Source organism: Pseudomonas sp. (assembly GCF_030683065.1).
Taxonomy (GTDB): Bacteria; Pseudomonadota; Gammaproteobacteria; order Pseudomonadales; family Pseudomonadaceae; genus Aquipseudomonas.
Window position 1 is genome coordinate 1 of sequence record NZ_JAUXMX010000028.1, and the last position, 19,954, is coordinate 19,954.

General features: G+C 60.3%; 16 protein-coding genes and 1 pseudogene. 5 read left to right on the forward strand and 12 right to left on the reverse strand.

All coding sequences use genetic code 11. The features are described 5' to 3' along the window. Nucleotides 1-200 precede the first annotated feature (200 nt). Together typA and thiI are read right to left on the reverse strand one after the other, a co-directional pair. The gene (gene typA, locus Q8K09_RS06855; RefSeq protein ID WP_305254222.1) at nt 201-2,015 is read right to left on the reverse strand and encodes a translational GTPase TypA; all 1,815 of its coding nucleotides are present in this window, start codon (nt 2,013-2,015) and stop codon (nt 201-203) included. Between the two features lie 161 nt (nt 2,016-2,176). Next, the gene (thiI, locus tag Q8K09_RS06860; RefSeq protein WP_305254223.1) at nt 2,177-3,631 is read right to left on the reverse strand and encodes a tRNA uracil 4-sulfurtransferase ThiI; all 1,455 of its coding nucleotides are present in this window, start codon (nt 3,629-3,631) and stop codon (nt 2,177-2,179) included. Nucleotides 3,632-3,960: 329 nt separating this feature from the next. Between thiI and glnA the strand changes: the two genes are divergently transcribed. After that, nucleotides 3,961-5,367, forward strand: coding sequence for a glutamate--ammonia ligase (gene glnA / locus Q8K09_RS06865; protein ID WP_305254224.1), 1,407 nt, complete (start codon nt 3,961-3,963; stop codon nt 5,365-5,367). A 127-nt stretch (nt 5,368-5,494) separates the two neighbouring features. On the opposite strand, the gene Q8K09_RS06870 is transcribed toward glnA, so the two are convergent. Together Q8K09_RS06870 and Q8K09_RS06875 are read right to left on the reverse strand one after the other, a co-directional pair. After that, the gene (locus Q8K09_RS06870; RefSeq protein WP_305254225.1) at nt 5,495-5,986 is read right to left on the reverse strand and encodes a DUF523 domain-containing protein; all 492 of its coding nucleotides are present in this window, start codon (nt 5,984-5,986) and stop codon (nt 5,495-5,497) included. Between the two features lie 50 nt (nt 5,987-6,036). Beyond that, nucleotides 6,037-6,660: a 2OG-Fe(II) oxygenase gene (locus Q8K09_RS06875; RefSeq protein WP_305254226.1), complete on the reverse strand. Its 624-nt coding sequence runs from the start codon at nt 6,658-6,660 to the stop codon at nt 6,037-6,039. 86 nt (nt 6,661-6,746) lie between these two features. On the opposite strand from Q8K09_RS06875, the gene Q8K09_RS06880 reads away from it, so the two are divergent. After that, the gene (locus Q8K09_RS06880) at nt 6,747-7,514 is read left to right on the forward strand and encodes a hypothetical protein (RefSeq protein ID WP_305254227.1); all 768 of its coding nucleotides are present in this window, start codon (nt 6,747-6,749) and stop codon (nt 7,512-7,514) included. A gap of 106 nt (nt 7,515-7,620) precedes the next feature. Here Q8K09_RS06880 and Q8K09_RS06885 read toward each other — a convergent pair whose 3' ends face one another. Continuing rightward, nucleotides 7,621-8,553, reverse strand: a complete 933-nt coding sequence (locus tag Q8K09_RS06885; RefSeq protein ID WP_305254228.1) for an alpha/beta hydrolase — start codon at nt 8,551-8,553, stop codon at nt 7,621-7,623. Between the two features lie 124 nt (nt 8,554-8,677). Between Q8K09_RS06885 and Q8K09_RS06890 the strand changes: the two genes are divergently transcribed. Then, complete coding sequence (locus Q8K09_RS06890) at nt 8,678-9,256, forward strand: DUF6436 domain-containing protein (RefSeq protein ID WP_305254229.1); 579 nt, start codon at nt 8,678-8,680, stop codon at nt 9,254-9,256. A gap of 284 nt (nt 9,257-9,540) precedes the next feature. Continuing rightward, the gene (locus tag Q8K09_RS06895; RefSeq protein WP_305254230.1) at nt 9,541-11,043 is read left to right on the forward strand and encodes a methyl-accepting chemotaxis protein; all 1,503 of its coding nucleotides are present in this window, start codon (nt 9,541-9,543) and stop codon (nt 11,041-11,043) included. Nucleotides 11,044-11,106: 63 nt separating this feature from the next. Here the strand turns inward: Q8K09_RS06895 and Q8K09_RS06900 are convergent, their stop codons facing one another. Then, on the reverse strand, nt 11,107-11,766 hold the full coding sequence (locus tag Q8K09_RS06900) for a TIGR04211 family SH3 domain-containing protein (protein ID WP_305254231.1): 660 nt from the start codon (nt 11,764-11,766) through the stop codon (nt 11,107-11,109). Between the two features lie 543 nt (nt 11,767-12,309). Between Q8K09_RS06900 and Q8K09_RS06905 the strand changes: the two genes are divergently transcribed. Continuing rightward, nucleotides 12,310-13,092: a Crp/Fnr family transcriptional regulator gene (locus Q8K09_RS06905; RefSeq protein WP_305254232.1), complete on the forward strand. Its 783-nt coding sequence runs from the start codon at nt 12,310-12,312 to the stop codon at nt 13,090-13,092. Nucleotides 13,093-13,210: 118 nt separating this feature from the next. Here the strand turns inward: Q8K09_RS06905 and Q8K09_RS06910 are convergent, their stop codons facing one another. From Q8K09_RS06910 to Q8K09_RS06935, 6 genes and pseudogenes are all read right to left on the reverse strand, one after another. Next, nucleotides 13,211-15,154 carry a DNA topoisomerase III gene (locus tag Q8K09_RS06910; protein ID WP_305254233.1) on the reverse strand — a complete coding sequence of 648 codons (1,944 nt, stop codon included), beginning with the start codon at nt 15,152-15,154 and terminating at the stop codon, nt 13,211-13,213. Nucleotides 15,155-15,490: 336 nt separating this feature from the next. Continuing rightward, nucleotides 15,491-16,390 (reverse strand): ABC transporter permease subunit, encoded by a 900-nt coding sequence (locus Q8K09_RS06915; protein WP_305254234.1) that lies wholly within the window; start codon nt 16,388-16,390, stop codon nt 15,491-15,493. Further along, nucleotides 16,387-17,268, reverse strand: a complete 882-nt coding sequence (locus Q8K09_RS06920) for an ABC transporter permease subunit (RefSeq protein ID WP_305254237.1) — start codon at nt 17,266-17,268, stop codon at nt 16,387-16,389. The genes Q8K09_RS06915 and Q8K09_RS06920 overlap by 4 nt, the downstream gene beginning before the upstream one ends. Nucleotides 17,269-17,294: 26 nt before the next feature. After that, nucleotides 17,295-18,437: an ABC transporter ATP-binding protein gene (locus Q8K09_RS06925; protein ID WP_305254235.1), complete on the reverse strand. Its 1,143-nt coding sequence runs from the start codon at nt 18,435-18,437 to the stop codon at nt 17,295-17,297. A gap of 52 nt (nt 18,438-18,489) precedes the next feature. Further along, complete coding sequence (locus tag Q8K09_RS06930; protein WP_305254236.1) at nt 18,490-19,581, reverse strand: polyamine ABC transporter substrate-binding protein; 1,092 nt, start codon at nt 19,579-19,581, stop codon at nt 18,490-18,492. Between the two features lie 68 nt (nt 19,582-19,649). Continuing rightward, nucleotides 19,650-19,823, reverse strand: a pseudogene (locus tag Q8K09_RS06935) (spermidine/putrescine ABC transporter substrate-binding protein PotF); the annotation flags it as partial. Nucleotides 19,824-19,954: the final 131 nt, after the last annotated feature.

Genomic DNA, 19,954 nt, shown 5'->3' on the forward strand with positions numbered 1-19,954 from the left:
TTGCTGGCGATGCTGTTGCATGGGCTTGCTGGCCCGGATCGCCAGCAAGCTGGCTCCTACAGACGCGTCTGCCTTTTTACTGGTCATCTCTCCTGAGGTGCTGTCAGCGCAAGTCGTGCAACATGCAACTGGTACATAGCCAAAAAAAAGCCCCCGCCAACTCACGTTGGCGGGGGCTTTTCAGTCATGCAGCTGAGTTATCAGCCTTTCTTGGCAGCGCGGGTACGCTCGCTTTCGCCAAGAATTTTCTTACGCAGGCGAATCGACTTCGGCGTCACTTCGCACAGCTCGTCGTCCTGGATGAACTCCAGAGCCTGTTCCAGGCTGAAACGAACCGGCGGCACCAGGGCGATGGTTTCGTCTTTACCGGAAGCACGCATGTTGTCGAGCTTCTTGCCTTTGGTTGGGTTCACGCCCATGTCGTTGTCGCGGCTGTTGAGGCCGACGATTTGACCTTCGTAGATATCCTGGCCGTGCTCGACAAACAGCTTGCCGCGCGCCTGCAGGGTTTCCAGCGAGTAGGTCAGTGCCTTACCGGTAGCCACCGAGACCAGCACGCCATTCTGACGGCCGGACATGTCGCCGGACTTCATCACGTCGTAACGGTCGAAGATGCTGGTCATGATGCCGGCACCCGAAGTCAGGGTGAGGAACTCGTTACGGAAACCGATCAGGCCACGGGCCGGGATGTTGTACTCAAGGCGCACACGGCCCTTGCCATCCGGAACCATGTTGGTCAGGTCGCCTTTACGCAGACCCATTTGCTCCATCAGGGCGCCCTGGGAAACTTCCGGCACGTCGATGGTGACGTTTTCAAACGGTTCGTGCTTAACGCCGTCGACTAGTTTGATGATCACTTCCGGACGACCAACACCCATCTCGAAGCCTTCGCGACGCATGGTTTCGATCAGTACCGAGAGGTGCAGTTCGCCACGGCCGGAGACCTTGAACTTGTCAGCGCTGTCGCCTTCTTCAACGCGCAGGGCAACGTTGTAGAGCAGCTCCTTGTCCAGACGCTCTTTGATGTTGCGGCTGGTGACGAACTTGCCTTCTTTACCGCAGAACGGCGAGTCGTTGACCTGGAAGGTCATGGCAACGGTCGGCTCGTCCACGGACAGCGGGACCATGGCTTCGACGTTCTGTGGGTCGCACAGGGTGTCGGAGATGAACAGCTGGTCGAAACCGCTGATGCAGACGATGTCGCCAGCGGCAGCTTCTTCCACGTCGACGCGGTGCAGGCCGTGGTGACCCATCAGTTTGAGGATACGGCCGTTACGGCGCTTGCCGTGAACGTCGATCGCAACCACTTGGGTGTTTGGCTTGATGCGGCCACGGGCGATACGACCCACGCCGATGATGCCGAGGAAGCTGTTGTAGTCCAGGGCAGAAATCTGCATCTGGAACGGACCGTCGCGGTCGACTTTCGGCGCCGGTACGTGGTCGACAATCGCTTGGTACAACGGCACCAGGTCTTCTGCCATGTCGGTGTGTTCCAGACCGGCAATACCGTTGATCGCCGAAGCGAACACGATCGGGAAGTCCAGTTGCTCTTCGGTCGCGCCGAGGTTATCGAACAGGTCGAAGATCTGCTCAACTACCCAATCCGGACGTGCGCCCGGACGGTCGACCTTGTTCACTACCACGATCGGACGCAGGCCAGCCTGGAAGGCCTTCTGGGTCACGAAGCGGGTTTGCGGCATCGGGCCGTCTTGGGCGTCAACGACCAGCAGCACCGAGTCAACCATCGACATCACGCGCTCAACTTCGCCGCCGAAGTCGGCGTGGCCGGGGGTGTCAACGATGTTGATGTGGTGGCCATTCCAGTTGATGGCGGTGTTTTTCGCCAGAATGGTAATACCGCGTTCTTTTTCCTGGTCGTTGCTGTCCATCACGCGCTCGTCGTTGAGCTCGTTGCGCTCAAGGGTGCCGGACTGACGCAGGAGGGCATCTACCAGGGTAGTTTTGCCATGGTCGACGTGGGCGATGATGGCGATGTTGCGTAGTTTTTCGATCACTTGTGTATCTCGATCAGAGGATTCGGTTTGCCGCATAGTCTACGCGGCGGATATTAACTAAATACGAATTCGGCCAGACGGTGCAAAAGCGCAGTGGCTTTTACCCCGCCTGCAGGTCGGGAGGGCGATGGCGGATGCTTCCGCCATTCAACCCAGGCGTCTTATGCCGGACGATAAACGCGCACATTGGCATACCCCTCGCTAAGCAGGTGGTGGGCATGCAAACGGCTCATGACACCCTTGTCGCAATACAACAGGTATTGGCGAGTGGCATCCAGCTCTTTAAAGCGACTGTTCAGGGCATAGAACGGCAGCGTTTGCACTTCGATACCGGGCAGCTCGAGTGGCTGCTCTTCGGCGTTATCCGGGTGACGGATGTCAATAATGACATGACTGGCCAGGGCTTCGCTGACTTCCTCAACCTTGACGTCCTTGCCCAGCTCGTCGATCACCTTGTCGATCGGCAGCAATGTAGCGCGCTCAAGGGCCCGCTCAAGGATCGCCATGTCGAACTGGCGCTCTTCATATTCGATACGATCTTTCTTCGCCCGGGTGGTCGGGTTTACCGAAATCACACCGCAATACTCCTGCATGTGCTTGGCAAACTCGGCGGTACCGATGGCGTAGGCGGTGTCGATGATGTCCTGCTTGTGACTGGCAATCAGCGGGCGTAGCACCAACATGTCGGTAGCCGCATCAATGACCGAGAGGTTCGGCAGCGTTTGGCTGGACACCTGGGAAATCGCCTCACCGGTGACCAGAGCGTTGATCTGCAACTGCTCAGCCATCCGTGTGGCAGCGCGCAACATCATACGCTTGAGGATCACGCCCATCTGGCTGTTGTCGACCTTGCCGATAATTTCGCCAAGCACTTCCTCGAACGGCACGCTGACAAACAGCACCCGCTGGGAGCTGCCGAACTTCTCCCACAAATAGTGCGCGACTTCCATCACGCCCAACTCGTGGGCACGTCCGCCCAGATTGAAGAAGCAGAAATGGGTGACCAGGCCGCGGCGCATCATCTGATAGGCGGCGACTGTGGAGTCGAAGCCGCCGGACATGAGCACCAGGGTCTGCTCCAGCGAACCCAGTGGGTAACCGCCCATGCCTTCGTGTTGGCTATGGATGACGAACAGGCGCTGGTCGCGGATTTCCATGCGCACTTCGACTTCGGGCTTCTTCAGGTCGATCCCGGCGGCGCCACACTGCTGGCGCAACTGGCTGCCCACATGGCGTTCGATGTCCACGGAGCTGAAGGCATGCTTGCCTGCACGCTTGCAGCGCACGGCAAAAATCTTGCCCTGCAGCCTGTCGGCAAAGTGGCTTTTGCATTTCTCCGCCACGTCGTCAAAGTCGCCCAACGGGTACTCGTCGACTTGCAGGAAATGGGTGATCCCGGGGATGCAGCCCAGCCGCTCGATAATTGCCTGCAGGGTTTTCGGCTCACTGATCCGGGTTTCGACTTCCAGGTTGTCCCACACACCACTTACCAGCAGCTGCGGATCGAGCTCACGCAGCACCGAACGAATGTTCTTCGCCAACTGCCGGATAAAGTGCTTACGCACCGGCCGACTTTTAATGGTGATCTCTGGAAAGACTTTAACGATCAGTTTCATGAAAACAGTGTGTGCCAGGCGGCCAAAAAACAGGGGCGCGGATTATAGCGGAAATTGCTCACGCTTTGATCAAAAAACATCGCGAGGCCAAGTTGCGCACCAACAAAGAGCGCCAACCCAATCTAGCGACCCATAATGGTGCACAGGTACTGCCAAAAAGCACTGCACAAGCCCCGCCACCCCTACGTTTCAAGGCACATACCCATCTCCGTGCACTGGCATGCAATTTGCTCTCTTGTGAGGCAGGTTGTCCTGGCGGACTATCCCGCACGGCCACACCACATTATCGAGGGCTCACCATTTCGAGCCTTATCCATCTGGAGGACAGCATGTCGAAGTCGATTCAACTGATCAAAGAACACGACGTGAAGTGGGTAGATCTGCGCTTCACTGACACCAAGGGCAAGCAGCACCACATCACCATGCCTGCGCGCGATGCCCTGGACGAAGATTTCTTCGAAATCGGCAAGATGTTCGACGGCTCCTCCATTCATGGCTGGAAAGGCATCGAAGCCTCCGACATGATCCTGCTGCCGGTCGATGAAACTGCTGTTCTCGATCCGTTCACCGAAGAGCCGACCCTGATTCTGGTCTGCGACATCATCGAGCCGAGCACCATGCAAGGCTACGATCGCGACCCGCGCTCGATCGCCAAACGCGCTGAAGAGTTCCTGAAAACCACCGGCATCGGCGACACCGTATTTGTCGGCCCGGAGCCTGAGTTCTTCATCTTCGACCAAGTGAAGTTCAAGTCGGACATCTCCGGCTCGATGTTCAAGATCTACTCCGAGCAAGGCTCCTGGATGTCCGATCAGGACGTCGAAGGCGGCAACAAGGGCCACCGTCCAGGCGTCAAAGGCGGCTACTTCCCGGTTCCGCCGTTCGACCATGACCACGAAATCCGTACTGCCATGTGTAATGCCATGGAAGAAATGGGCCTGATCATCGAAGTACACCACCACGAAGTGGCAACTGCCGGCCAGAACGAAATCGGCGTGCAGTTCAACACTCTGGTAGCCAAGGCTGACGAAGTTCAGACCCTGAAGTACTGCGTACACAACGTGGCTGACGCCTACGGCAAAACCGCTACCTTCATGCCCAAGCCGCTGTATGGCGACAACGGCTCGGGTATGCACGTACACATGTCGATCTCCAAAGACGGCAAGAACACCTTCGCCGGCGAAGGCTATGCCGGCCTGTCCGATACCGCCCTGTACTTCATCGGCGGCATCATCAAGCACGGTAAGGCCCTGAACGGCTTCACCAACCCGGCAACCAACTCCTACAAGCGTCTGGTACCAGGTTTCGAAGCACCGGTAATGTTGGCCTACTCGGCACGTAACCGCTCCGCCTCGATCCGTATCCCGTATGTGTCGAGCCCGAAAGCTCGCCGTATCGAAGCACGCTTCCCGGATCCGGCTGCCAACCCGTACCTGGCTTTCGCCGCATTGTTGATGGCTGGCCTGGACGGCATCCAGAACAAGATCCACCCAGGCGACGCTGCAGACAAGAACCTGTATGACCTGCCGCCAGAAGAAGGCAAGCTGATCCCGCAAGTCTGCGGCAGCTTGAAAGAAGCCCTGGAAGAGCTGGACAAAGGTCGCGCGTTCCTGACCAAAGGCGGCGTATTCTCCGACGACTTCATCGATGCTTACATCGAGCTGAAGAGCGAAGAAGAAATCAAAGTACGTACCTTCGTTCACCCGCTGGAATACGACCTGTACTACAGCGTCTAAACCGGCACGCAAGACCGGAGGCCAGTCATCTGCTGACTCAGCAGACCTGGCCTTCAGCTGGATAAACACAGAATCCGATGCCTGCTGCAGGCATCGGATTTTTTATGCGCCTTTTTCGAGCACCCACCTATAACAGCTCCAACACCCGTAACGCCGCCTGGGCAGCGAGTAACTCCTCCTCATTGAAGACCTGCACCCCGGCGCGACGCAGGGCAGCAGCGGTCACACCTTCACCGGCGACCTTGACGCCGCTGAAGCTCCCATCGTAATTCTCGCGATTGCCGCACGACGGGCTGCGCGCCTTGAGCAACGCCAGGCGAATGCCGTGCTGGCGAACTAACGCCAGAGCCTGCTCGGCGCCAGCGACAAAGGCCGCTGTGACATCCTCGCCATTGATAGTCCGCACCGACAGCCGGCCGTCGAGCACCTGCGCGCCCTGGCCTGAGGCGATTTCCGCCGCGGGCCGCGGGGTCGGCAAGCCCCCGGCGACTTCCGGGCAGAGTGCGACCACCCGCCCCTCGGCCTGCCAACGCTGGAGCAGCGCAAAGGGGCCGTGGGCGCCGCCGTCATAGCGCACGCGATGGCCGAGCAGGCAGCGACTGACCAGAATCTTCTGCATATATCCTTCCAGACGGGTGCTTGGCGAACCTAAAACAGCCGCCACAGGCACTACAACGGATCGTCACCGCGCCGACGGAACCAGCCGGTCAGCGACAAGCGCTCGCGACTGGCCGGCAACACTTCATGGGGCATGTCTGCGGAAAGGAACACCAGCAAACTGCCAGCCTGGGGCTGTACATCGCGCGTGGTCTCGTCCGCCAGGTACAGGCGCAAGGCGCCACCCTGCTGGTATTGCCAGTCCTGATTGAGATAGAACACCGCCGACACCGCGCGGCGGTCGTCATCGCGAAAGCGATCGAGATGCTTCTGATAAAAGGCGCCCGGCGGATACAAGGCGAAATGGCACTCGTAATCCTCAAGCCCCAGATACAGCTCACGGTTGAGCGCTTGGCGCAGCCCCTCCATCAGCGCCAGGTAATGATCGCAAGCCGGCGACCAGCCGGCATCCAGCCATTGGATACGGTCGCCACGTACCCCTTCGCGTATCTCCTGGCCGGCACCACGACCGATGCTCGCCGGGATTAAATCACCCTGCGCGGCACGTTTGCGGCACTCATCGGCCAGTTCGAGGGTCAGAGCTTGAGGGGCGAACAGCGGTTGCAACGACCAGCCTTGCTCGGCCAGGTCGTCGGCGATGTGCGTTAACAGTGCAGGATCAGTTGAAATAGCCATGCGAGCAATTCTACCAGCCTGCTGGCTATGCCTCGACAAGCGCCGCCAAGCCATCGAAAATAGCCGCCCGCTAGACAGGAGTCTGTATGCGCGTCTTATCCATAGTTTTACTGTTGTTCCTCAGCCTCACCAGCCTGGCAGATGCCCAGGTTCAGCTCTATCAGGCAGCCGGCTGGCCACAACAACGCGCGCATTTCAACGATGCCCTGAGTGCTGCGCAGGCGCGCTATCGGAGCAGCCTGCCGCCAGCGGTGTATGAAGCGCTGGTAAGCAACAGCAACCAGCGCTTTGCCCCACTGGCGATCGATCAACGCGCCCAGCAGAGCCTGCAGCAAAATCTCGGCGACCCGCAGCCTGCCCTGCAGTTTTTCCAGTCGGAACTGGGCCGCAAAGTGGTCGCCGCCGAACAACTCGCCACCCGCCGCGACCAGCTGGCACTGTATGCCAATGGTTTGCCGCGCATCGACGCCAGCGCCACCCGGCGCCTGCTGATTCGCCACCTGGCCCAGGCGCTGCCGGCCAAGGAAGCTGGCGCCGAAGTCAGCCTGGCCCTGGCCGGGGTCGCAGCCGACAGCCTCAGCCAGATGCTTCCCGGCCTATTCGGTGGCGATAGCGCGCAAAGCCTGCTCAACACCCAGCGTCAGCGCCTGATGGAACAAATCGGCGCGGACCTGGACAACACCCTGCTGCATGTCTACCGCGAACTGTCCGACCCGGAACTCGACGAGTTCGTCAGCTTCGCCCAGTCGGCAGAAGGCCAGGCCTATTACCAGGCGGCCCTTGCGGCAATCCGCTCCGGCCTGGCCGTTGGCCAGAGCACCGCAAACCTGGCACCGCCGCCGCAGGGTATCTGACGGCAATCCCATCGCAGCCGATTTTCTTGCGTTGGGTCACGCGGTGCCTGCCAAACAGCTGCATGCACCGCTAACCCCGCCTACGGAGCTGCAATCAGCGGGGCGCTCAGGCCAACCGCTCGCGGAGAAAATTGAAATAGCGCTCGCGCAAGGCCGGCGATTCGTTGGCCAGATGATGGCGCGCCTCGGCCAGGCGCAATATCTGCGGCGCGGCGAACTTGTCCTGCAAGATTTCCAGGTTATGCAACCAGTCCACAGTCATGTCCGCTTCGCCCTGGATGATCAGCGGGCTGCGCGTGCTGCGAGGTGCGCCCTCGATCCGCGGCACCCATTGACTCAAGGCACCGACCCAGGCGGTTGGCAGGCTGCGCGCCTGCAAGGGGTCACGGTTGTGCACGAAGTCGATAAACGCGGAGTCGCTCGAGTTATCGCTGAAGCGCCGGGGAATTTCGCGCACAAAGGGTTTCAGCAGGCGATAACTCAACTGTGACCAGCCCCAGGCGCGCGGGCGCACCAACGGTGCCAGCAGAATCGTTTCGCCCACTTCGGGGGCGGGCTTACCGGTCAACAGGTAATCGATCAGGATCGCGCCGCCGGTACTTTGCCCACACAGGTGCCAGGGCTGCGGCAAATCAAGGGCGACAGCTTGCTCCAGCGCGCCCTGCAATACCTGCTGATACTCGGCGAAGTCGTCGATGCTGGCGCGCGCACCACTGGACAGCCCATGCCCAGGCAGGTCGACCGCCAGCACAGCAAACCCCAGACCGAGCGCCCACTCGATCACATGGCGATACAGGCCGCTATGGTCGTAATAACCATGCAACAAAACCAACGTGGCGCGCGGCGCAGGCGGCAGCCAGACCTGGGCGGCAATCCGGTAAGCGCCGACCTGAAAGTAGCCAAACAGGCCACCCTCGGTTGGTAACTGCTCGAAACCATAGAACCGCCGGTAGGCCTGCTCATGCGGCAGGGCCGTCGTCGCTGCGGCCAAGGGTCGCAGATTAGCGACCAGGTCTGCGGGCTGAAAACGTTCTGGCATAAGGCTTTCCATCAAATCAGGCGGACTTCCCGCGGGGCCTATGCAACCACACGACCGGTTAAAGATATTCTGCTGCCCGGCCGGCCATGGCAAGCTATGCGTCCACTCATCGACCGATCCTGCCATGTCCCGCCCCAGCCGCAAAACCCTGCTCGCGAGCCTCATCGCACTGCTCTGGCTTGGCGCCATGCTCGCCGCCTTCTGGTGGTTCGAGGCGCGCTATGTGCGCGCGTTCGACCAGCAAACCGCATTGTTCGCCGGCGCAGAGCTGCGCCTGCCTGCCGAACTGGCTGGCCCCGGGCCAATTCGCCTGGTGCATTTCTGGGATCCGGCCTGCCCGTGCAACATCGGCAACCAGCAACACCTGGCCGAATTAATCGAGCACTTCGGCCCCCTGGGCGTGACCTTCCATGCCGTACAAAAGCCTGGCAGCAAGGGCCAGTTACCCGCGACCCTGAGCGCCATGCAGGCCCTCGCCCCGCTCCCCGGCAGCGCCGAAATACCCGCCAGCCCGGCGGTGGCAATCTGGGACAAGCAAGGCCAACTGGCCTATTTCGGCCCCTACAGCGAAGGCGTCACCTGCAGCTCAAGCAACAGCTTCATCGAGCCGATCCTCGAAGCCCTGAACGCCGGGCGTCCGGTCAACGCCAGCAACACCATGGCGGTAGGGTGCTTCTGCGAGTGGCCTGAGACAAGCCTCTAAAAGCCAGCCTGACACCACCCATCTTGCGGCTGCACTATTGCCAGAAAGCCGCTACTTTGAATCTAGAGGTGGAGCACAAGACACGCTGTTTTGTCGGGGGCGGCAAGCAGATCTGTCCGCACACCACCTGAAACCGTAAAAAGCCCTGCGCATGCCTTTGCACCCGACAAAACCTATACATATAATTGTTTATGTATAAGATATGTACGAGGCCTGACCGCTCTGCCCATCCTTGCAGCCGCCGCACATTCAGGCCCTTTCTCCGTCCAGTGAGGTCTCACGGCATGAGCAGCAGCAATTCCTTCCTTAACACCCATTACCGCAAAGCCGATCGCATCATGCTGGTGGTTCTCTGGCTAATGTTCGTCTATGCCATGGGCCTGGCCTATTGGTATGGCACCTGGGGCCAGGCCTTGCTGGTAGGCGGTGGCACCGCGCTGACCATGACCCTGCTGCAAAATATGATCCCTGGCAGCCGCTTGCTGCGCTGTGCAATTGGCGCAGCGTTCATGGTCATGTCAGCCCTGCACATCAACCAGACCGGCGGTCTGCTGGAGATGCATTTCGGCATCTTCGTGCTGCTGGCATTTTTGGTTTATTACCGCGACTGGCTGCCGATCGTGATCGCCGCCGCAGTGATCGCCCTGCATCACTTGAGCTTCTTCGCCCTACAGCAGCAAGGCGCCAATGTCTTTGTGATTGAAAACGGCAGCTGGCCGGTGGTGTTTGTACATGCTTTCTATGTGGTGCTGGAGAGCAGCATTCTCGTCTACCTGGCCCAGCAGACGTACAGCGAGGCAAGAGAAAGCGCGGCGCTGATGCAAACAGCGGCGCGGCTTACAGAACACGACAGCATGATTGACCTGCGTAATCGCAGTGCTGCGCACGGCGAAGTCACGGGGCGCTTCAACCACTTTCTCGACCAACTGGATCAAGTGGTCGGCCAGGTGATCAACGAAACCAAGGGGCTCGGCGACATGGGCCAACGCCTCGCCGAGGCAACCCGCCACCTGCGCGAAGGGGCCGAGCGCCAGCAAGGCGAAACCCGCTACATGAGCGCCGCCATGCAACAGATAGTCGGCGCCATTGACGAGGTTGCCAAGCATGCCGACCAGGCCGCACGCTCAGCACAGGCGGCCAATCAGCAGGCGGAGGAAGGCAGCCGCTCGGTCAACCATACCCGCAGCGAGATTGCCAAGCTGGCCGAACACATCGATGGCACCGACAGTGAAGTGCAATCGCTGGCAACCCAGGCGGAGCAGATCGGCAAAGTACTCGAAGTGATCCGCAGCATTGCCGAGCAAACCAACCTGCTGGCCCTGAACGCCGCCATCGAAGCGGCGCGGGCTGGCGATCAGGGCCGCGGCTTTGCTGTGGTCGCCGACGAGGTGCGTAATCTGGCGCGCAAAACAGCACTGTCCACCGCTGAAATCCAGGAAATCATCAGCCGCCTGCAACTCAGCAGTCGCCTGGCTGCCAGTGCCATGCAGCAGAGCCGTGACAGCGTGCAGCGTTGCGTCAGCGACAGCCATAACACCGCCGAGATGCTGGCTGCGGCAGTACACGACATCAACGCGATCTCGCAGATGAATGAACTGATCGCCAGCGCCACCCATCAACAGGCCGCTGTCAGCAACGAAGTCAGCCAGCACCTGGCCAGCGTGCAGCAAGTGACCGAACAGAATGTCAGCGATGCCGCCGCACTCGACGACAACAGTCAGCACTTGAGTTCACTGGCTGCGCGCCTGAGTAGCTTGAGTCAACGCTTCACTGTCAGCAGCCGCTAGCAGCTACCCACAACATCGTCTTGGCGCCCTCGCTTATCGCTATGGCGCCCAGCATGTCGTGGCTTAGAACCAGCGGTCATTGCGTTTACGCCCACGGGTCAGGGCTGGCAGGATCAGCCCGAGCAGCAGGCCGATACCCGCAATACCGCCGCCGTAGACGAGGTAGCGCATCAACAGCTGATTATTCTCATCACCCAGCTGCGCCTGAACAGTGCGGAGCTCTGACTGACTGCTAGTCAACTCCGCATCGAGCGCCTTACTCCGAGCTTCCAGCTCTTCGATCAGCGCCTTGCGCGAATCGAGCGTCTCCTGCATGCCCTGGACCCTGACCTTCCAGCGGTCATCAATCGTGGTGAGCTGAGCGCCGAGTTCGGCCACTTGCTGCTCCAGTTGCGGCAGTCGCTCGGCCTGACCGGGCACCTCCTGCAGATCTCGACTGGGAATCCAGACCGCATCACCTGACTCGCCACGAACCCGACTGTATTCACCCTGCACACCGAGCAACTCGACCTTTTGCCCGGACTTCAGGGTGCCGACAATCCGATAGCCGTCAGTCGGGCCGCTACGCACATAGGTACTCAGGCTGTCGCTGATCCAGCGTTGGCTCTCGGCAGCCTGCACACCGACGCTAGCGAAAACGGCGAGCAGAGCGGTGCCAAGGGCACAACGCGCAAGCCAGGGAAAATGGAGAAGCCGTGCAGACAGATAACGAGATAGGGACATGGTGATGTTCACATGAAATGGAAGGAATAAAAGCCCGCTGACCGAACCGATGAACCCGCACGCAACAGCCAATACCGGACGTTGGCGCAGCCTGAAAGCGGACATGGAACTGCCGCAGCACGACGGGGCACACACAGAGAAATTTCCCCAGGCGGAACATGGTGCCATCCCAGCACCCCCCAGCTGACAGACACTCTGCACCCGCGTGGGTTCACTTGCATCGCAGCGACCGTGACGGAATTGAGCGTCCCATCACCCAGCGTAGCGGCCGAAACGAACGGCTGCGCCATGCGCTGCCGAGCGGGGTGAGCGCAGCGAAGGCCAGCAGGCAGTGGCATGTCTTGCGCGGCTCCTCAGGCAACGCCCGCCCTGACCTCAGCGTAACCACTGGCCTGCTAAATCAAGCGTCGGCTCGCCTCATGCGCGCGCTCATGGCACCAGAGTCGGCGGGCTAATGCAGCGCATTAGCGCGGCGCGAAAAATACGCTGCAGCGACTGTGATCGGGTAATCTCTGCCCTATCATCAGCTCCAAGAGCGCCGACGTGCCCGCCAAATCCCAGCCCCAACCACAGCCCCAGCAGAATCATCTTCTGGCCGCCTTGTCGCCCGAGGTTCAATGCCGGCTGTTTCCGCATCTGGAGCTGGTGCCACTGCCGTTGCGCGCAGTTTTGTATGAGTCCCGACGCCCCATGCGTCACGTTTACTTTCCTACCGACTCCATCGTTTCGTTGCAGTACGTGATGGAAAACGGGGCATCAACCGCGATCTCCGTGGTGGGCAACGAAGGGTTGCTAGGCATCACCTTGTTTCTGGGCGGCGAAAGCACGCCGAGCCGGTCACTGGTACAGAGCGCCGGTTACGCCTATCGACTCCCCAGAGCGCGAGTGAAGGAAGAGTTCAATCGCCACGGCCAGTTGTTGATGCTGATGCTGCGTTACACGCAGGCCCTGATCACGCAAGTTTCTCAGACTGCCGTTTGCAATCGGCACCATTCGATCGACCAGCAACTCTGCCGCTGGCTCCTGCTGTCCATGGATCGACTGTCACACGGCCACCTGACCATGACACAGGAGTTCATTGCCAACATGCTCGGTGTTCGCCGCGAAGGCGTCACTCAGGCGGCGTCGAAGCTGCAGCAGCTAGGAGTAATTTCATATTCACGCGGATTGATCAAAGTGCTTGATCGATCGAAACTTGAAACGCTGAGTTGCGAGTGCTACGCCGCGGTCAAAAAGGAAACCGAGCTGCTGCTTAATTACTTGCCGCAGCGCCCCGTGATTACCAATACCGACGCCATCCCCACGGTGACGCTGAAAACGCCGTAACAGCCTGTTTGTATGGGAATATCCGCCGTGTTCCGGGTGTATGGCTTTGCTTGCCTGCGCCTCGCGGGCAAGCCCGCTCCTACAATTGCATCTGGCTGCCCGCAGATTATGGCCGCCCTCAGGCCTTTCCCGCGTGACCTGGCGCTGGCGGCCCGCCTCGCTTGCTAACCGCTGCCTTGCGCTTGCCGGGTTTGCGCTTGCCCTTCCAAGGCGCGGCAGCGGCTGGGCTGGCGGGACCGCTGATAGTCAGGCGCAGGCCGGCGCAGCGTTGCACCTGCTTGCTCATCCAGGCCGATTGCTTGGCGACGAATTCATCCAGGCTCATCTCGCCGCTCTGCACCATGTCCAGCGCCTGCTCCCAGATCGCCGTGGTGCCGGGGTCGGCGATGGCGCGAGGGACAGCGTCGATCAGGCTGCAGGCGGCCGGGGTGGCGGCCAGGGCCTTGCCCTGTTTGAGCAGGTAGCCTCGATCAAGCAAACCCTGAATGATCCCGGCGCGGGTCGCTTCGGTGCCGATGCCGGTGGTGTCCTTGAGTTTCTGCTTGAGGCGCGGGTCGTCGACCAGTTTGGCGACGTTCTTCATTGCCTTGATCAGATCGCCTTCGGTGAAGGGTTTCGGCGGCTGGGTCCAGAGGTCCTTGAGGGTCACGCCGGTCACGCTGCAGTCCTGCCCTTCGCGCAACGCCGGCAGGGCTTGCGCGGGAGGCGCTTCGCGGCCCTTGGCCGGGGTCAGGGCTTCGGGCAGGGCGCGGCGCCAGCCGGATTCGACGATCACCTTGCCGACCGCGCGCAGAGCCTGGCCGGCGCAGTCGAAGTCGGCCTGGGTGCGGTCGTATTCGTGATTGGGCAGAAACTGCGCCAGGTAGCGCGCACGGATCAGGCTGTAGACGGCCCGCGGTTTGCCGTCCAAACGCTGCAGGTTCTGCGCGGCGGCGGTCGGGATGATGCCGTGGTGGGCGCTGACCTTGCTATCGTTCCAGGCCCGCGAACGCCGTTGCGCCTGCAGGTGTTCGCGCAGGCCCGCCAGAGCGGAATCGGCCTGACCCAGGGCGGCGAGGATAGCCGGCGCCTCGGCGTGCTGGCTGAGCGGCAGGTAGCCGCAATCGCTGCGCGGGTAAGTGATCAGCTTATGGGTTTCGTAAAGCGCCTGGGCGATATCTAGGGTTTCCTGGGCGCCGAGGCCGAGCTTTTTCGAGCAGACTTCCTGCAGGGTGCCGAGATCGAACGGCAGGGGTGGCACCTCGCGCATGCGCTCGGTGTGCAGTTTCATCACCCGGGCGCTGGCAGCATTGCCCATGGCCGTCGCCGCCGCTTGGGCCTGCGCCTGATCAAGACAGCGACCCTGCTCGTCAACCGCGGCACGCCACTGAGCGCTGAACGCGGTGCCATCGGCCAGCAGCGGCACCTCGATGGCCCAGTACGGCAGCGGCACGAAGGCGGTAATACTGCGGTCGCGGTCGACCACCAGGCGCAGGGTCGGAGTCTGCACCCGGCCCACCGGCAGCACGCCCTGATAACCAGACTGCTGGCCGAGCAGGGTGAATAGCCGGCTCATGTTCATGCCGATCAACCAGTCGGCGCGCGAGCGCCCTAGCGCCGAATGGTAGAGGCTGAAGGTTTCAGCACCGGGCTTGAGCGCGGCCAGGGCCTTGCGGATGGACGCATCATCCAGGGCCGACAGCCACAGGCGCTGGATCGGCCCGCGGTAGCGGCAGTGCTCGACCAGCTCGCGGGCGATCATCTCACCCTCGCGGTCGGCGTCAGTGGCGATGACCAGCTCGTCGGCCTCGCCGAGCAGGCGCTTGACCGCCTTGAACTGGCCGGCGGTCTTGGGCTTGACCAGCATCTTCCAGCGCTCGGGGATAATCGGCAGGTCACTCAGTACCCAGCGCTTGTAGCGTGGGTCGTAGGCGTCCGGCGGTGCGGTTTCCAGCAGGTGGCCGATGCACCAGGTCACTGTCAGGTTGCTACCCAGCCAGCAGCCATCGCCGCGCCGGGTGGCGCCGAGCACCTTGGCGATGTCCTTGGCCTGGGAAGGTTTTTCACAGAGGAAGAGCCGCATGGCCGCCATCATTGGTTCCTTGTCACAATGCTGCACAGCATGCGCAGTGACGCAGTCTCAGGCAAGCTTAATCTGTATGGATGTACAGTTAACGTACGCAGCATTCCAACACGCAATGTCACCAAGGCGAAATCGCGCGTAAGCCGTAGGGCACTACTCGCCGCAGGCAGTACGCCATGGCGTGTCGGCGCGGCGCCATCTGCGCGGGCTGTCGCTTCGCGCCGATGCCGCCCTAGCCCTCGCCAGCAGTGGCCGGTGCGCATGGCGCACCCTACCCGACACGGCCACAAAAAAGGGTCACCGCGGTGACCCTTTTAGGTTTACCCAAGCCTGCGCTTAAGCGGGGGCGTGGTTCTGCGACGGATCGCGGCGGCTGTCCGGGCCACTTTGCAGGTGGGCGCCGGTGCTTTCGTCCATGGCTTGCTGGATCGCCTTCTTGCGTCGTTCCTCGGCGCGGTGGGCAAAGAACCAGATGATGAAGGTCATCAGCGATACTGAAAGCAGGATCAGGCTGGCTACCGCGTTGATTTCCGGCTTCACACCCAGGCGCACGGCGGAGAAGATCTCCATGGGCAGGGTGGTGGAGCCAGGGCCCGAGACGAAGCTGGCGAGTACCAGGTCGTCCAGCGACAAGGCGAAGGACATCATGCCGCCAGCCGCCAGGGACGGTGCAATCATCGGGATAGTGATCAGGAAGAACACCTTCCACGGCTTGGCACCCAAGTCCATGGCCGCCTCCTCAATGGACAGGTCCAGCTCACGCAGACGCGACGACACTACCACTGCCACATAGGCAGAACAGAAGGTGGTGTGAGCGATCCAGATGGTCAATACACCCCGCTCGGCAGGCCAGCCGATCAGCTGCGCCATGGCCACAAAGAGCAGCAACAGCGACAGACCGGTGATCACCTCGGGCATGACCAGCGGTGCGGTGACCAAGCCACCGAACAGGGTGCGCCCCTTGAAACGGGTCACCCGGGTCAGTACGAACGCCGCCATGGTGCCCAGTGCAACGGCAGCAATCGCGGTGTAGGTGGCGATTTCCAGCGAGCGCATGACCGCATTCATCAACTGGCTATTGTCGAGCAGGCCGATGTACCACTTCAGCGACCAGCCGCCCCACACCGTCACCAAGCGCGAGGCGTTGAACGAGTAGATGACCAGAATCAGCATCGGCAGGTAGATGAATACCAAACCGGCCCACAGCATAAAGGTTGAGAAACTGAAACGCTTCATGGTCGACCCTCCATTTCTTTAGCCTGGTTACGGTTAAACAGAATGATGGGGACGATCAGAATCGCCAACATCACCACCGCCAGAGCGGAAGCCACAGGCCAGTCGCGGTTGTTGAAGAACTCCTGCCACAGCACCTTGCCGATCATCAGGGTTTCCGGGCCACCGAGTAGCTCAGGAATCACGAACTCACCCACCACCGGGATAAACACCAACATGCAGCCGGCGATGATGCCGTTTTTGGCCAGCGGCACGGTGATTTTCCAGAAGCTGTTGTAGGTGCTCGAACCCAGATCCGAGGCAGCTTCCAGCAGGCTCTGGTCGTGTTTAACCAAGTTGGCGAACAGCGGCAGGATCATAAATGGCAGGTACGAATAGACGATGCCGATGTACACGGCAATGTTGGTGTTGAGGATCTGTAACGGTTCGTTGATCACCCCCACCCACATCAAAAAACCATTGAGCAGGCCGTTGTTGCTGAGGATGCCCATCCAGGCATACACGCGGATCAGGATCGCCGTCCAGGTCGGCATCATGATCAGCAGCAACAGGACCATCTGCTTGTCCTTATCGGCACGGGCGATGGCGTAGGCCATCGGGAAGCCGATTGCCAAGCAAAGTACAGTGCTGATGGTCGCCATCTTCAACGAGCCTAAATAGGCCGCCAGGTACAGCGCATCCTCGCTGAGGAAGATGTAGTTACCCAGGTTGATAATCAGCGTGAGCTTGTTTTCCACCCAGCTGTACACGTCTGTGTAGGGCGGGATGGCCACGTCGGCTTCGGCGAAGCTGATCTTCAAAACGATGAAGAACGGCAACATAAAGAACAGGAACAGCCAGAGGAACGGCACCCCGATTACCAGGTGCCGGCCCTTGGGCATGCGGCGGCTGATGCTTCGGATAATGTTCATGAGCGCAATGCCACCCCGCTATCGTCCTCCCACCAGACGAATACTTCATCGTCCCAGGTAGGCCGGGCGCCACGCCGTTCAGCGTTGGCAACAAAGGACTGAACCACCTTGCCACTTGGCAGTAGCACGTGGAATACCGAGTGACCACCGAGGTAGGCGATGTCGTGCACGGTGCCGCGCGACCAGTTGTATTCGCAGGTCGGCTGCTCGGTGCTAACGATCAGTTTTTCCGGGCGGATGGCGTAGGTGATGCTCTTGTCCTGCACCGAGGTGCTGACGCCGTGGCCGACGTAGATATTGCGTTCAAGATCCGGGCTGGCGATCAGTGCGTGGCCTTCCATGTCCTCGACCACCTGGCCTTCGAACAGGTTGACGTTACCGATAAATTCGCAGACCAGACGGCTGGTCGGGGTTTCGTAGATGTCCACCGGGCTGCCGATCTGGGCGATCCAACCCAGGTGCATAATGGCAATGCGCTGGGCCATGGTCATGGCCTCTTCCTGGTCGTGAGTCACCATCACGCAGGTCACGCCGACCCGCTCGATGATCTCCACCAATTCCAACTGCATCTGCGAGCGGAGTTTTTTATCCAGAGCGCCCATCGGCTCGTCGAGCAGCAGCAGTTTCGGGCTTTTTGCCAGGGAGCGGGCCAGGGCCACACGCTGACGCTGCCCGCCGGACAGTTGGTGCGGCTTGCGCTTGGCGTATTGGCTCATCTGCACCAGCTTGAGCATCTCGGCGACCCGCGCGTCGATTTCGGCCCGGGACATCTTGTCCTGCTTGAGGCCGAAGGCGATGTTGTCGGCCACGCTCATGTGCGGGAACAGCGCGTAGGACTGGAACATCATATTGATCGGCCGCTCGTAGGGCGGCAGGTCGGTGATGTCGACGCCATCAAGAATGATGCGACCCTCGGTCGGCCGCTCGAAACCGGCGAGCATGCGCAGCAGGGTCGACTTACCCGAGCCGGAGCCACCGAGCAAAGCGAAGATTTCACCCTTGTTGATGGTTAGTGAAACGTCATCTACGGCAATCGTTTCATCAAACTTCTTAGTCACACGCTCGATTTTGACCAGCACCTCTTTCGGTTGCTGATCACCCTCGAGAACCTTTTTATAGGCACTGGAAGCAACTGCCATTACCAAAACCCCGCAAAAGTAGCGCCCAGCCACGCTGGCCGGGCGTTTTAATTTATTTACCCGATTTGACCTTGGTCCAGCTGCGTGTCATCAGGCGTTGTACTTTCACCGGCAGCTCCGCCGAGATAAACAATTTGTCCAACACCGCTTGTGGCGGATACACGGACTCATCATTGCGAACATCCTGGTCCATCAGTTCGCCAGCTTTGATATTGGGGTTGGCGTAACCGACGTAATCGCTGACACCGGCAATGGCCGCCGGATCAAGCAGGTAATTGATAAAGGTGTGGGCTTCTTTCGGGTTGCTGGCATCCACCGGGATGGCGAGCATGTCGAACCACAGGTTGGCGCCTTCGCTGGGGATGGTGTAGGCGATTTCGATGCCCTTACCGGCCTCTTCAGCGCGGTCAGCGGCCTGCAGGATGTCGCCGGAAAAGCCTACCGCTAAGCAGATATCGCCGTTGGCCAGATCACCGATGTACTTGGAGCTGTGGAAGTAGGTCACGTAAGGACGCACAGCCAGCAGCTTGGCTTCGGCCTTGGCGTAGTCCTCAGCGCTCTGGGTGTTGGGGTCGAGCCCCATGTAGTTGAGTACTGCAGGGATCATCTCGTCTGCCGAGTCGAGAAAGCTGACACCACAGCTGGCGAGCTTCTGCATGTTCTCGGGCTCGAAGACCGTTGCCCAGGAGTCGATCTCGTCGACACCGAGTACTTCCTTGATCTTGGCCACGTTGTAGCCAATACCGTTGGTGCCCCACAGATAAGGCACCGAATACTGGTTACCGGGATCGTTGACTTCCAGTTGCTTGAGCAGGGCCGGGTCAAGGTTTTCCCAGTTCGTCAGCTGACTACGGTCGAGCTTCTGAAACGCGCCCGCCTTGATCTGCTTGCCGAGGAAATGGTTGGACGGCACCACCACATCGTAGCCGGAACGGCCCGCCAGCAGTTTGCCTTCCAGGGTTTCGTTGGAGTCGAACACGTCATAGAGGGCTTTGATGCCCGTGGCCTTCTGGAAATCGGCCAGGGTGGTTTCGCCGATATAGTCCGACCAGTTGTAGACCTTGACCACAGGCTCGGCGGCTTGCACGGCGGAGACGCTGACGGCGGCCGCCAACAGACCGGCCAGAAGTGGAATACGACGCATAGGAGCTTCCTTATTGTTGTGGGTGAATGCGGCGGAGCAACCCGCCGCACACCACTAGTGCTATGGCATTACTTACCCGATTTGATCTTGGTCCAGCTGCGGTTCATCGCGCGTTGCGCGTTGGCTGGCAGGTCTGGGAAGGTGTAGATCTTGGCCATGGTGGCGGCGTCCGGGTAGATGCCTGGGTCGTTACGCAGCACGTCATCAACCAGAGAGGTAGCCGCTGCGTTGCCGTTAGGGAAACTCTGAAAAAGACTTCCTGATTTTGGCAAAATAGCCGGACACCACCCGCCGAGTTTTCCGATGAAGCAGATCTCCTTCGCCGATGCTGAGTACGCTGGTAAGCGTAAGCAAACCCGTCGTGAACGCTTTT

Coding starts and splice junctions, on each gene's coding strand:
- thiI (WP_305254223.1), bottom strand. CDS start 3,631: ATGAAACTGATCGTTAAAGTCTTTCCAGAGATCACCATTAAAAGTCGG.
- glnA (WP_305254224.1), top strand. CDS start 3,961: ATGTCGAAGTCGATTCAACTGATCAAAGAACACGACGTGAAGTGGGTA.
- Q8K09_RS06870 (WP_305254225.1), bottom strand. CDS start 5,986: ATGCAGAAGATTCTGGTCAGTCGCTGCCTGCTCGGCCATCGCGTGCGC.
- Q8K09_RS06875 (WP_305254226.1), bottom strand. CDS start 6,660: ATGGCTATTTCAACTGATCCTGCACTGTTAACGCACATCGCCGACGAC.
- Q8K09_RS06880 (WP_305254227.1), top strand. CDS start 6,747: ATGCGCGTCTTATCCATAGTTTTACTGTTGTTCCTCAGCCTCACCAGC.
- Q8K09_RS06885 (WP_305254228.1), bottom strand. CDS start 8,553: ATGCCAGAACGTTTTCAGCCCGCAGACCTGGTCGCTAATCTGCGACCC.
- Q8K09_RS06890 (WP_305254229.1), top strand. CDS start 8,678: ATGTCCCGCCCCAGCCGCAAAACCCTGCTCGCGAGCCTCATCGCACTG.
- Q8K09_RS06895 (WP_305254230.1), top strand. CDS start 9,541: ATGAGCAGCAGCAATTCCTTCCTTAACACCCATTACCGCAAAGCCGAT.
- Q8K09_RS06900 (WP_305254231.1), bottom strand. CDS start 11,766: ATGTCCCTATCTCGTTATCTGTCTGCACGGCTTCTCCATTTTCCCTGG.
- Q8K09_RS06910 (WP_305254233.1), bottom strand. CDS start 15,154: ATGCGGCTCTTCCTCTGTGAAAAACCTTCCCAGGCCAAGGACATCGCC.
- Q8K09_RS06915 (WP_305254234.1), bottom strand. CDS start 16,390: ATGAAGCGTTTCAGTTTCTCAACCTTTATGCTGTGGGCCGGTTTGGTA.
- Q8K09_RS06920 (WP_305254237.1), bottom strand. CDS start 17,268: ATGCCCAAGGGCCGGCACCTGGTAATCGGGGTGCCGTTCCTCTGGCTG.
- Q8K09_RS06925 (WP_305254235.1), bottom strand. CDS start 18,437: ATGGCAGTTGCTTCCAGTGCCTATAAAAAGGTTCTCGAGGGTGATCAG.
- Q8K09_RS06930 (WP_305254236.1), bottom strand. CDS start 19,581: ATGCGTCGTATTCCACTTCTGGCCGGTCTGTTGGCGGCCGCCGTCAGC.